The organism is Streptomyces bikiniensis (assembly GCF_000716625.1).
In the GTDB taxonomy this organism is placed as follows: Bacteria; Actinomycetota; Actinomycetes; order Streptomycetales; family Streptomycetaceae; genus Streptomyces; species Streptomyces bikiniensis.
Genome location: NZ_JNXJ01000022.1, coordinates 16,400 through 29,239, shown reverse-complemented (window position 1 = coordinate 29,239; position 12,840 = coordinate 16,400). Strand labels below are relative to the sequence as shown.

The following is a 12,840-nucleotide window of genomic DNA, read 5'->3' as shown; positions in this document are numbered from 1 at the left end:
TGCGGACGGAGAGGGCGGCGCGGGGAAGGAGTGGTGCGGCCGGTCAGGCCTTGGAGGCGGTGGTGGAGGTCTTGGAGGCGGTGGCGGAGGGAGAGGACGTCGGCGCGGAGGCGGACGGGGAAGGCGAGGCGGACGGCGAGGGGGAGGCCCCGGGCGTGCCGGGCTCGGAGGGCTCCGGCTCCGGAGTCGGGGTGGGCGCGGTGACCTTGAGCTCGACGAAGAGGGTGCCGCCGCCGGGCGCGGTCAGCTTGAGGAAGTACGTCTTCGCCTTGTCGCCCGCGAGGAGGTCGCCCGCCTTGAGGGTCAGGGTGCCGTCCGTGGCGGTCGTGAAGGTGGCGGTGCGGGAGGAGGTGCTCTTGAAGGTCGGCCCCTCGGTGACCGGCTTCGGGTCCGTCTTCGAGTCGACTATCTCCGCGGTGACGAGCACGCCGGGGGCGAGGGTCCCCTTGTCGGTGGCCTTCACCTGGAGCTGCTGCTCGAAGGCGGTGCCGGTGGTGGCCGACAGCGGGTCCCCGTCGACGCGGACGAGGGTGTCCGCCTGCCGCTCGGTGACGGAGACGGCGAAGTCGGCCGCGGCCAGGGTCCGGCCCACGACGGTGGCCCGGATCGTGAACGATCCCGTCTCCTCGCCGGCCCGCAGCGCCGGGGAGGAGGCGATGCCGGACGCGGTGGTGGTGGCGGTGACCACGGTCCTGCCCCCGGCGAACCGGGTGTCGGTGCTCCCGACGATCTCGAAGCGGACGCTCACCTTGGCGACCGGCTTGCCCGAGGCGTCGAGCGCCGCGGCGCGGGGGACCCCTGTGAAGTCGCTGTCGGTGACCGCGGTCAGCTGCCGGTTGCCCGCGACCGCGAGCACCGCGACCTTGCCGGCCGGCGAGGTGACGGGCGGCTTCGGGTCGGGCGTGGGCTTGGTCGGGTCGGGGGTGGGCTTGGTCGTCCCCGGCGTGGACGGCTTCGGGTTCTGGGTGCCCGGCTTCGGCGCGGGGGACGTCGGGGAGGGAGACGTCGGCACGGACGGGGCCGGTGTGGTGGGGCCGGGGAAGACGCCCGGGCGCCGGTTGTCGCCGCGGTCGATCGGCAGCACGCCCGTGCCGTCCGGGACCTGGTGGGTGCCGCGCTTGTAGTACTCGAACCAGGACAGAACGGTGTTCAGGTACTCGTTCGAGCGGTTGTAGCTGAGGATCGCGCGGTCGAGGTCGGCCTTGAGCGCGAGGTTGCGGTCGTTGGCGCAGAGGTAGAGGCCGGCGGCCTGCGCCGCGTCGTAGATGTTGTTCGGGTCCTTCTTCCCGTCGCCGTTGGCGTCCTGGCCCCAGGTGGCCCAGGTGGACGGGATGAACTGCATCGGTCCGACGGCGCGGTCGTGGACCCTGTCGCCGTCGTAGGCGCCGTCGTCGGTGTCGGAGATGTTGGCGAAGCCGACGCCGTTGAGGGCGGGGCCGAGGATCGGTCTGAAGGTCGTGCCGTTGGCGTCGACCCGGCCGCCGCTCGCCTGCCCGGACTCGACCTTGCCGATGCCGGCGAGCAGTTGCCACGGCAGGTTGCAGCCGGGGGCGGTCGAGCGGATCGACTGCTCGGCCCGCTTGTAGGCGGAGAGGACGGTCGCGGGTATGCCGGCCTCGGCGGGCCCGGTGACCACCAGCGGACCGGCGCCCGCCCCGGGCGTGCCCGGCTGCTTGGGCGGCGTGTTCAGCGGCGGCAGCTCCGTGTAGTACGACGAGTCACCGGTCGCGGAGCCCTCGCCGGGCGGCGGAGCGCTCTCCCCGGTCCCGACGGCGCGGTCACCGCCGGTGTTGTCCGTGGTCGGCTGGATCGCCTCCGGCGCCTGCGAGGCGGCGAGCGCGGCGACCGCCGCGGCCACCACCGCACCGCTGGTGGCTCCCCTGCGCAGCAGGCGGCCGATGTCCGGTGCCATATTCGTCGTCCCTCCCCGATTCGACGGTCCCGCGCTCCCCGCGCGTGGCCTCCGGCGAGACCTTATGCCAAGTCCGTACCGACGAGTACCGGGCCCTGACCGTGTTTCACGCTTTCGTCACCTCTTGGCCGCCTCCCGACCAGACGGGAACGGGAACCGGCCGGGGTACCGTACGCCTCTTGCACTGCGGCCGATCATGGACCACCGGCCCGCGCCCGTCTCCGCGGGCCGTCGCCGTCCGAACCCCGGGAGCCCCCCTTGCCGTTCACGCTGAGCCATGCCGCCGCCGTGCTGCCCGGGCTGCGCCGGGACGGGACCGCGCGCGGGCCGCTGGTCGCGTCCGCCCTCGTCGCGGGTTCCTTCGCGCCCGACATGACCTACTTCGCGGCCACGGCCGTTCCCGGGGCGATGGCCTTCGGCGACGTCACCCACTCCCCCGCCGGGATCGTCACGGCCGACGTCCTGATCACGGGCGTGCTCGTCGCCCTGTGGCTGACCGTGCGCGAGCCGCTGGTGGCGCTGCTGCCCGCCCGGTGGCGGGGCAGGGTGTACGGGCTGGTCGCGGGCCGCCGGAGGGAGCGGCGTCCGGTCGCGTTCGCCGGATGGTTCTTCCTCTCGGCGGTGCTGGGCGCCGCGACCCACGTGGTGTGGGACTCGTTCACCCACCTCGACCGCTGGGGCACCCGCGCGCTCCCGTTCCTCGGCGAGATCGTGGCCGGTTTCCCGTTCTACCTCTACGTGCAGTACGGGAGTTCGGCGCTGGCCCTGGGGCTGCTCTGCTGGTTCGTGTTCCGGGCGCTGCGCGCCACCGCGCCCGGGGCGGAGCTGCCCGCCGGTGTGGCGGTCCCGGACCGGCGCGGGCGGCTCGTCGCGGTCGGCCTCGTCGGCGGCTGCGTCCTCGCCGGGGTCGCCCACCGGGTGCTGCGCTGGGCCGCGTACTGGGGCTGGGACCGGATCGAGACGCCCCTGGACATCATTCCGACGGCGTGCTTCGGGGCCGGGGCCGGGCTCGCCGTCGGGCTCGTGCTGTACGGGGCGGGGGTGCGGCTCCTCGGAGGGTCGCCCGCTCGGCGGGCGGGGCGTCCGGCCGGCGCCCCTCCGACCCCGGAGCGGGAGGAGCGGGAGGCGCGGGAGGAGCGGGAGCACCGGCCGGAGCACTCCCGTCCGTGACCTCGTCGACCTTCTCGGCGGGGGTGAAGCCGCGGGCCGCCGCGCCGGCGGAGAGCCTGCGGTGCACGGCCAGGGCGACCCCTTCCAGGGTGCGGATGCCGTACCGCATGGTGGGGTTGCCGTGGCTCAGGAGGGCGAGCCGGTAGTCGGTCGCGGAGGCCGCGCCCGCCGCCCGGCCGCTGCCCTTCCCCTTGCCGCCGTCCCTCCCCTTGTCGGCGGCCTTCCCCTTGCCGCCGCCCTTCCCCTTGCCGGCGGCCGGGCGCACCACGCCGACGCTGTGGACGCGCCAGGCGTGGGTGGCGCGGGGCAGCCAGCCGTTCTTGAGGTGGACCTTGACCGTGCGGGGCGCGCCCGAGGTGACGCCCCAGGCCTGGTCGCGGACGACCTGGCCCATCAGGGACAGCGCCTCGGCGCGGCGGGACACCGCGGCGAGGAGGGCCAGTTGGTCGCGGGCGGTGGTGCGGGTGAGGCCCCAGTAGCCGCCGTGGCCGGGGACCGTGTCCCGGGCCCCGACGTCGCGCAGCACCCTGTCGAGGCGGGCGCGGGAGAGCCCCTTCCACAGCTCGCCGGCCGCCTTGTTGTCGGAGCGGGTGATCATCGCCCTCATCCGCTGGGACTCCAGGCGGGTGGGCGCGCGCCCGAGCTCCGCGGCCCGTCCGAGGACGGCCTCCAGGATGAGGACCTTGGCGACGCTGGCGGAGTCGTACGCCCGGGTGTCGTCGAGGCGGCAGCGCAGTCCGCGTCCGGGGTCGTGCAGGGCGACGGAGACCGTGCCGTCGCGGCCCTTGAGGGCCGTCGTGATGTCCTGGGACAGCCGGGCGGCGAGGGACGGTTCGCGGGACGAGGTGCAGAGTGCGGGCGCCCGGTGTGCCTCGACGGGCCAGGCGGTGCCCGACGCCCCGAGCAGGGCTCCGAGCAGGGCCCAGGCGCGGAGGCGGGCGCGACGGCTCGTGATCATGATGCTCAGTTTCATGAGCCGGGCCGCCGGAACGCCCTCCGGAGTGGTCCATCCGGCGCAAACGGCCCGCCCCGGGGCCCGTACGACCGCTGATCACCCTCCGGGACCCGACGGCGACCGGTCCGCCCGCCCTCGGATCCGTACGGCCGCCGAACGCCTCCCCCGACCCCGTACGACCGCCTCCCCCCGACCCGTACAGCCGCCCGCCCCCGGCCCCGTACGACGGCCGTACGGGTCGGGGGCGGGCGGTGTCGGCCGGGGGATCAGTGCGCGGCGGAGTCCCAGTCCCGGCCGACGCCGACGGAGACGTCGAGCGGGGCGCGCAGATGGGCCGCGCCGGACATCTGCTCGCGGACCAGGGCCTCGACCTGCTCGCGCTCGCCGGGGGCGAGTTCGAGCACGATTTCGTCGTGGACCTGGAGGAGCATCCGGGAGGTGAGGCCCGCCTCCGTGAGCGCCCGGTCGACGTTCAGCATGGCGACCTTCACGATGTCGGCGGCCGTGCCCTGGATCGGGGCGTTGAGCGCCATCCGCTCGGCGGCCTCGCGGCGCTGCCGGTTGTCGCTGTTGAGGTCGGGCAGGTAGCGGCGGCGGCCCAGCATCGTCTCGGTGTAGCCGGTGGCGCGGGCCTCGTCGACGACCCGGCGCAGGTAGTCCCGCACCCCGCCGAAGCGCTCGAAGTAGGTCTCCATCAGGATCCGGGCCTCGGCCGGGTCGATGGTGAGCTGCTGGGCGAGGCCGAAGGCGGAGAGGCCGTAGGCCAGGCCGTACGACATGGCCTTGATCTTGCGGCGCATCTCGGCGTCGACGGCGGACCGCTCGACGCCGAAGACCTGGGAGGCGACGGTGGTGTGCAGGTCCTCGCCGGAGGTGAAGGCCTCGATGAGGCCCTCGTCCTCGGAGAGGTGGGCCATGACGCGCAGCTCGATCTGGCTGTAGTCGGCGGTCATCAGGGCCTCGAAGCCCTCGCCGACGACGAAGCCGTGCCGGATGGCCCGGCCCTCGTCGGTGCGCACCGGCACGTTCTGCAGGTTCGGGTCGGTGGAGGAGAGGCGGCCGGTGGCGGCGACGGTCTGGCTGAAGGTGGTGTGGATCCGGCCGTCGGCGGCGACGGTCTTGATCAGGCCCTCGACGGTGGAGCGGAGCCGGGCCTGCTCGCGGTGGCGGAGCATGATCACGGGCAGTTCGTGCTCGGTCTGGCCGGCCAGCCAGGCGAGCGCGTCGGCGTCGGTGGTGTACCCGGTCTTGGTCTTCTTGGTCTTCGGGAGGTTCAGCTCGCCGAAGAAGACCTCCTGGAGCTGCTTGGGCGAGCCGAGGTTGAACTCGTGGCCGACGGAGGCGTGCGCCTCCTTCACGGCCTGCTGGACGGCGCCGGCGAACTGCTGCTCCATGGCCTCCAGGTGCTCGCGGTCGGCGGCGATGCCGTGCCGCTCCAGGCGGGCGAGGAGGGCGGAGGTGGGCAGCTCGACCTCGTGGAGGAGCTCGCGGGCCCCGACCTCGCCGAGCCGCTCCTCGAAGGCCCCGCCGAGGTCGAGGACCGCGCGGGCCTGGGCCATGAGGGCCTCGGCCTCGGCGGTGTCGTCGGCGCCGAAGGCGAGCTGTCCGTCGGAGGCGGCCGCGGGGGCGAGCTCGCGCCCGAGGTACTCGATCGAGAGCGCGTCCAGGGCGAAGGAGCGGCGGCCGGGCTTGACCAGGTAGGCGGCGAGGGCGGTGTCCATGGTGACGCCCGCGACGCTCCAGCCGTGCTCGGGGAAGACCCGCATGGCGCCCTTGGCGTTGTGCATGACCTTGGGGCGCTCGGGGTCGGAGATCCACGCGGCCCAGGCCCGCTCGTCGGCCTCGTCGAGCTCGCTGGGGTCGAACCAGGCGGCGGCTCCCCCGGTGGCGGCGAGGGCGACCTCGCTGACGTTTCCGGTGCCGAGCGCCCAGCTGTCGACGGTGGCGACGCCCAGGGGTTCGGTGCCGTGCTCGGCGAGCCAGGGGGCCAGCTCGCCGGCGGAGAGGACGGAGGCGTCGAGCTCGACGCCCGCGGCGGGCGGCGGGGCGGTCTCCTCGGCGGAGCCGGGGTCGACGGCGAGGAGCCGCTCGCGCAGGGAGGGGTTGCGGATCTCCAGGGTGTCGAGGACGAGGGCGACGGCCGTCCGGTCGTAGGGCTCGCGGGCCAGGTCGGCCACCGTCTTCGACAGCTCGACGTCCCGGACCATCTCGGTCAGGCGCCGGTTGAGCCGCACCGACTCCAGGTGGTCGCGGAAGTTCTGCCCGGCCTTGCCCTTGACCTCGTCGGCGCGCTCGACGAGCTGGTCGAAGGAGCCGAACTGGTTGATCCACTTGGCGGCGGTCTTCTCGCCGACGCCGGGGATGCCGGGCAGGTTGTCCGACGGGTCGCCGCGCAGGGCCGCGAAGTCGGGGTACTGGGAGGGGCTCAGACCGTACTTCTCCTGGATCTTCTCCGGGGTGAAGCGGGTCAGCTCGGAGACGCCCTTGGTGGGGTAGAGCACGGTCACGTGGTCGGTGACGAGCTGGAAGGAGTCCCGGTCGCCGGTGACGATCAGGACGTCGAAGCCCTCGGCCTCGGCCTGCGTGGCGAGGGTGGCGATGACGTCGTCCGCCTCGAAGCCGTCGACGGCGAAGCGCTGCGCGTGCATCGCGTCGAGCAGCTCGCCGATCAGCTCGACCTGTCCCTTGAACTCGTCGGGGGTCTTCGAGCGGTTCGCCTTGTACTCCGGGAACTCCTCGGACCGCCAGGTCTTGCGGGACACGTCGAACGCCACCGCGAAGTGCGTGGGCGACTCGTCGCGCAGCGTGTTCGCCAGCATCGAGGCGAACCCGTAGATCGCGTTCGTCGGCTGCCCGGTCGCGGTGGTGAAGTTCTCCGCGGGCAGCGCGAAGAACGCCCGGTACGCGAGCGAGTGCCCGTCCATCAGGAGCAGGCGGGGGCGGGTGTCTGCGGTGTTCTTCGATGCTGTCTGGGCCACGGGACGATCCTGCCACGGCCCACCGACAATCCCCTCCTCACCGGCCGGGGTGCCGGGCTGTCGGTGGCGCGTGACAGGATCGGAGACGTACGCCGAAGGACGACCGCTCAAGGGAGAGCGCGATGGTCAGCAAGCCGCCGGCCGGTGACCCGGTCCAGGACGCACCGCAGGTCACGCCGCCGCAGCACGCCGCCGCCGGGCTGCCCGCCGTCGGGCACACGCTGCGGATCGCCCGGGAGCAGATGGGGTCCGTGCGCACCGCGCGGACCCTCCTCAAGGTCAACCAGAAGGACGGCTTCGACTGTCCGGGCTGCGCCTGGCCCGAGGAGGACAGGCGGCACGTCGCGGAGTTCTGCGAGAACGGCGCGAAGGCCGTCGCCGAGGAGGCGACGCTGCGCCGGGTCACCCCGGAGTTCTTCGCCGCGCACCCGGTCGCGGACCTGGCGGAGCGCAGCGGTTACTGGCTGGGGCAGCAGGGCCGCATCACGCAGCCGATGCTCCTCCCCGAGGGCGGCGACCGGTACGAGCCGGTGACCTGGGAGCGGGCCTTCGGGATCCTCGCCGAGGAGCTGCGGGCCCTGGACTCCCCCGACGAGGCGCTCTTCTACACCTCGGGCCGCACCAGCAACGAGGCGGCGTTCCTGCTCCAGCTCTTCGCCCGCGAGTTCGGCACCAACAACCTGCCGGACTGCTCCAACATGTGCCACGAGTCCTCGGGTTCGGCCCTGACGGAGACCATCGGCGTCGGCAAGGGCAGCGTCTCCCTGGAGGACCTGCACCGGGCGGACCTGATCGTCGTGGCCGGGCAGAACCCGGGCACGAACCACCCCCGGATGCTGTCCGCCCTGGAGAAGGCGAAGGCCGCGGGCGCCCGGATCATCTCGGTCAACCCGCTGCCGGAGGCCGGCCTGGAGCGGTTCAAGAACCCGCAGACCCCGCGCGGCATGCTCAGGGGCGCCGCGCTCACCGACCTCTTCCTCCAGATCCGGATCGGCGGCGACCAGGCCCTCTTCCGCCTCCTCAACAAGCTGGTCCTGGAGACCCCGGGCGCGGTCGACGAGGAGTTCGTACGCGAACACACCCACGGGTACGAGGAGTTCGCGGCGGCCGCGAAGGAGGCCGACTGGGACGAGACCCTGGCGGCGACCGGTCTGGAGCGCGCCGAGATCGAGCGGGCCCTGGAGATGGTCCTCGCATCGGAGCGGACGATCGTCTGCTGGGCGATGGGCCTCACCCAGCACAAGCACTCCGTGCCCACCATCCGCGAGGTGGTCAACCTGCTGCTGCTGCGCGGGAACATCGGGCGGCCGGGCGCGGGCGTCTGTCCGGTGCGCGGTCATTCGAACGTGCAGGGCGACCGGACGATGGGCATCTTCGAGCGCCCCGCGCCCGCGTTCCTCGACGCCCTGGACGAGGAGTTCGGGATCGTCTCGCCGCGCCACCACGGCTTCGACGTGGTCCGCTCGATCCAGGCGCTGCGCGACGGCGAGGCGAAGGTCTTCTTCGCGATGGGCGGCAACTTCGTGGGGGCGACGCCCGACACGGAGGTGACGGAGGCGGCGATGCGCCGGGCCCGGCTCACCGTCCACGTGTCGACCAAGCTGAACCGCTCGCACGCGGTGACGGGCACGCGCGCGCTGATCCTGCCCACCCTCGGCCGCACCGACAAGGACGTCCAGGAGGCCGGGCGGCAGTTCGTGACGGTCGAGGACTCGATGGGCCTGGTGCACGCCTCCCGGGGCAACCTGCCCCCGGCGAGCCCGCACCTGCTGTCCGAGCCGGCGATCGTGGCCCGGATGGCCCGCGCCGTCCTGGGGGACGGATCGGCCACGCCGTGGGAGGAGTTCGAGGCCGACTACGCCCGGATCAGGGACCGCATCGCGCGCGTGGTGCCCGGTTTCGAGGACTTCAACGCCCGGCTCGCGGCGGACCCGGGCGGCTTCGCGCTGCCGCACGCCCCGCGCGACGAGCGCCGCTTCCCCACGAAGACCGGCAAGGCCAACTTCACGGCCGCGCCCGTCGAGTACCCGAGGGTGCCGGAGGGCCGGCTGCTCCTCCAGACGCTGCGCTCGCACGATCAGTACAACACCACGATCTACGGCCTGGACGACCGCTACCGGGGCATCAAGGGGGGCCGCCGGGTCGTCCTGGTGCACCCGGCGGACGCGGCGGCCCTCGGCCTGGCCGACGGGGCGTACGCGGACCTGGTGAGCGAGTGGACGGACGGCGTCGAGCGGCGGGCGCCCGGCTTCCGGGTGGTGCACTACCCGACGGCCCGGGGGTGCGCGGCGGCGTACTACCCGGAGACGAACGTCCTGGTGCCGCTGGAGTCGACGGCGGACGTCAGCAACACCCCCGCGAGCAAGTCCGTGATCGTCCGTCTGGAACAATCCCCTTCCACCTGAGCGAACGCTTAGTACGCTCAGGCGGAAGCAACGCGATCGGCGGATCGGCGTGACCGACACGACCGGCGGGACCGCGCCGATCAGCAGCCGTACGAAGACGAACGGAGCCGGGCCATGGGTGAGCAGCAGCACGTGAAGTTCCCGCAGGAGGTCATCGACGAGTACGCGGCGCTCGGCGTCGACCTCCCGGCCCTCTTCTCGGCGGGGCACCTCGGCAACCGGATGGGCGTGCAGATCCTGGAGGCCTCGGCCGAGCGGGTCGTCGGCACCATGCCGGTGGAGGGCAACACGCAGCCGTACGGGCTGCTGCACGGCGGGGCGTCGGCGGTCCTCGCCGAGACCCTGGGCTCGGTGGGCTCGATGCTGCACGGCGGGGTCTCCCGCATCGCGGTCGGCGTCGACCTCAACTGCACCCACCACCGGGGGGTCCGCAGCGGCCTGGTGACCGGCGTGGCGACCCCGGTGCACCGCGGCCGGTCCACCGCCACGTACGAGATCGTGATCACCGACGAGCAGGACCGGCGGGTCTGCTCGGCGCGACTGACCTGCATGCTGCGCGAGGTCACCGCGAAGGACGCGGAGAACGTGCCGGGCGCGAGCGCCTGAGGCCCGCGCGGGCGGTACGACGGAGGGGCGGCACCCGATGGGTGCCGCCCCTCCGTCGTACCACTCGCGCTCTCCACCACCCCACCTTTCGTCACTCTGCGTGATCTTCGTGCGATGCGGGACCCCCCGAAGCGGAAGAGCCGGTTCGTCCGCTGAGCTTTCTGACGCTGTCCGATATCCGGAGAGTCACGGAAGGCGTTCGTCAGGAGCAAGAATCACTCAAGCCCCTTAGCGGAACTGCACGTTCTCATTATGTGAACACCGCGTAAAGAACCCTTACGTCCCGTTTTGCCCACCCGCCGCACACACTCTTCCCCCGTCGGCATAACAAGACAGTCACATCCTGACCTCGCCGCTCCCCGACCCACCCCACCTGCGCTTAGAGTCACCGCCAGTCACCGCGCCGCCGGGCGCGTCCTACTGCACGGCCCTGTACCAACTCCAGTACGGCCCGGCGTTCCAAAACGGCACCCCTCGCTCCGCAGCTTCACGGCACCACCTCGTCCGAGGGGGCCGCGCCAGGGAAAGGACCCTTCGTGCGAAACCGTTCGTTGCTCATACTCACCACCGCGGTCACCGCGGGAGCGCTCACCCTCACTGCCTGTGGTTCGCGCGACGACAAGGGCGGCGCCGGGAACGGCGACAGCGGCAACGTCACCGTGACCATCGGCCTCGACGCGCCGCTCACGGGTGAGCTGTCCGCCCTCGGCCTCGGCATCAAGAACTCCGCCGACCTCGCGGTCAAGACGGCCAACAAGAAGGAGTACGTCAAGGGCGTCACCTTCAAACTGGAGTCCCTCGACGACCAGGCCCAGCCGTCCTCCGGCCAGCAGAACGCCACCAAGCTCGTCGCCGACAAGACCGTCCTCGGCGTGGTCGGCCCGCTGAACTCCGGCGTCGCCGAGTCCATGCAGAAGGTCTTCGACGACGCCAAGCTGGCCCAGGTCTCCCCGGCCAACACCAACCCCTCCCTGAGCCAGGGCACCAAGTGGGCCTCCGGCGACAAGAAGCGCGGCTACAAGTCGTACTTCCGCACCGCCACCACGGACGCCATCCAGGGCCCGTTCGCCGCCCAGTACGTCGTCAACGAGGCCAAGAAGACCAAGGCCTTCATCATCGACGACAAGAAGACCTACGGCGCCGGCCTCGCGGGCACCTTCAAGGGCGAGTTCGAGAAGCTCGGCGGCAAGGTCGTCGGCACCCAGCACATCGACCCCGAGACCAAGGACTTCTCCGCGGTCGCCACCGAGGTCAAGAGCTCCGGCGCCGACGTCGTCTACTACGGCGGCGAGTACCCGGCCGCCGGCCCGCTGGCCAAGCAGATCAAGGAGGCCGGCGCCAAGGTCACCGTCGTCGGCGGCGACGCGATCTTCAGCCCCGAGTACGTCAAGCTCGCCGGTGCCGCCGCGGCCGAAGGCGACTTCGCCACCTCCGTCGGCGCCCCGATCGAGCAGCTCCCGTCCGCCAAGGAGTTCCTGGCCAACTACAAGGCCGAGAACTACAAGGAGACCTTCGAGGCCTACGGCGGCTACGCCTACGACTCGGCCTGGGCCATCATCGAGGCCGTCAAGAAGGTCGTGGACGGCAACGGCGGCAAGCTGCCCGACGGCGCCCGCGCCAAGGTCGTCGAGGCCCTCCAGGGCGTCTCCTTCGAGGGCGTGACCGGCAAGGTCGCCTTCGACGAGTTCGGCGACACCACCAACAAGCAGCTGACCGTCTACAAGGTCGAGGGCGGCGCCTTCAAGCCGGTCAAGTCCGGCACCTTCGGCGGCTGACCCCACCACCCCAACCCCACTTCCAGCACCACCTTCACCGCGCGGGGCGCCGCACCAGGCTCCCCGCGCGGTGTCACATCCGTCGAAAGTCTCGGAGGACAATGCGGTGAACGAACTGCCGCAGCAGCTGGTCAACGGCCTGCTACTGGGATCCATGTACGGGCTGGTCGCCGTCGGCTACACGATGGTCTACGGCATCGTCCAGCTCATCAACTTCGCCCATGGCGAGATCTTCATGACCGGCGGCTTCGGGGCGCTCACGGTCTGGCTCATCCTGCCCGGCGGCACCAGCCTCTGGATCGCCCTGCCCCTCATGATCATCGGCGCCGTCATCGTCGCCACGACGATAGCCGTCGGAGCGGAACGTTTCGCCTACCGACCGCTCCGCGGCGGACCACGCCTCGCCCCCCTCATCACGGCGATCGGCCTCTCCCTCGCCCTCCAGCAGGCCGTCTGGGCCTGGTACCCCGAGGCGAAGTCCGCCCGCACCTTCCCGCAGATCCCCGGCGGCCCGATCGAACTCGGCCCCGTCACCATCCAGACCGGCGACGTCTTCCTCGTCCTCGCCGCCCCCGTCTGCATGGCCTTCCTCGCCTTCTTCGTCATGCGCACCCGCACCGGACGCGGCATGCAGGCCACGGCACAGGACCCGGACACCGCCAAGCTCATGGGCATCAACACCGACCGCATCATCGTGGTCGCCTTCGCCCTCGGCGCCGCGTTCGCCGCCGTCGGAGCCGTCGCCTACGGCCTCAAGTACGGCGTCGTCGACTACAAGATGGGCTTCCTCCTCGGCCTCAAGGCGTTCACCGCCGCGGTCCTCGGCGGCATCGGCAACATCTACGGCGCCATGATCGGCGGAGTCGTCCTCGGCGTCGCCGAGACCATGGCCACCGCCTACATCAACCACATCCCCGGCATGGAACAGCTCGGCGGCCAGTCCTGGGCCAACGTCTGGGCCTTCGTACTCCTCATCGTCGTACTCCTCGCCCGGCCCCAAGGCCTCCTCGGCGAGCGCGTCGCGGACAGGGCGTGAGCA

7 protein-coding genes and 1 pseudogene are annotated in these 12,840 nt (G+C 72.2%); 5 read left to right on the top strand and 3 right to left on the bottom strand.

Going from position 1 to position 12,840, the window contains the following annotated elements; all coding sequences use genetic code 11:
* Positions 1 to 43: 43 nt before the first annotated feature.
* Positions 44 to 1,912, bottom strand: coding sequence for a lytic transglycosylase domain-containing protein (locus OO47_RS18525; RefSeq protein ID WP_078489729.1), 1,869 nt, complete (start codon positions 1,910 to 1,912; stop codon positions 44 to 46).
* A 258-nt stretch (positions 1,913 to 2,170) separates the two neighbouring features.
* On the opposite strand from OO47_RS18525, the gene OO47_RS35175 reads away from it, so the two are divergent.
* Entirely contained in the window at positions 2,171 to 3,082 is a 912-nt protein-coding gene (locus OO47_RS35175) for a DUF4184 family protein (protein WP_051715140.1), read from the top strand.
* A gap of 259 nt (positions 3,083 to 3,341) precedes the next feature.
* On the opposite strand, the pseudogene OO47_RS37865 reads toward OO47_RS35175, so the two are convergent.
* Both OO47_RS37865 and polA read right to left on the bottom strand, forming a co-directional pair.
* Positions 3,342 to 3,680: pseudogene (locus tag OO47_RS37865) on the bottom strand (serine hydrolase); the annotation flags it as partial.
* A 623-nt stretch (positions 3,681 to 4,303) separates the two neighbouring features.
* Positions 4,304 to 7,015, bottom strand: a complete 2,712-nt coding sequence (gene polA, locus OO47_RS18505; RefSeq protein ID WP_030205310.1) for a DNA polymerase I — start codon at positions 7,013 to 7,015, stop codon at positions 4,304 to 4,306.
* A 122-nt stretch (positions 7,016 to 7,137) separates the two neighbouring features.
* Between polA and OO47_RS18500 the strand changes: the two genes are divergently transcribed.
* The 4 genes from OO47_RS18500 (at position 7,138) to OO47_RS18485 (ending at position 12,837) form a co-directional block, all read left to right on the top strand.
* A complete protein-coding gene (locus tag OO47_RS18500; RefSeq protein ID WP_030205313.1) occupies positions 7,138 to 9,420 on the top strand; it encodes an FdhF/YdeP family oxidoreductase in 2,283 nt (760 codons plus the stop codon).
* A 114-nt stretch (positions 9,421 to 9,534) separates the two neighbouring features.
* Complete coding sequence (locus OO47_RS18495) at positions 9,535 to 10,026, top strand: PaaI family thioesterase (protein WP_030205315.1); 492 nt, start codon at positions 9,535 to 9,537, stop codon at positions 10,024 to 10,026.
* Between the two features lie 536 nt (positions 10,027 to 10,562).
* Positions 10,563 to 11,801 (top strand): branched-chain amino acid ABC transporter substrate-binding protein, encoded by a 1,239-nt coding sequence (locus tag OO47_RS18490; protein WP_030205318.1) that lies wholly within the window; start codon positions 10,563 to 10,565, stop codon positions 11,799 to 11,801.
* Positions 11,802 to 11,907: 106 nt separating this feature from the next.
* Positions 11,908 to 12,837: a branched-chain amino acid ABC transporter permease gene (locus tag OO47_RS18485; protein WP_030205321.1), complete on the top strand. Its 930-nt coding sequence runs from the start codon at positions 11,908 to 11,910 to the stop codon at positions 12,835 to 12,837.
* Positions 12,838 to 12,840: the final 3 nt, after the last annotated feature.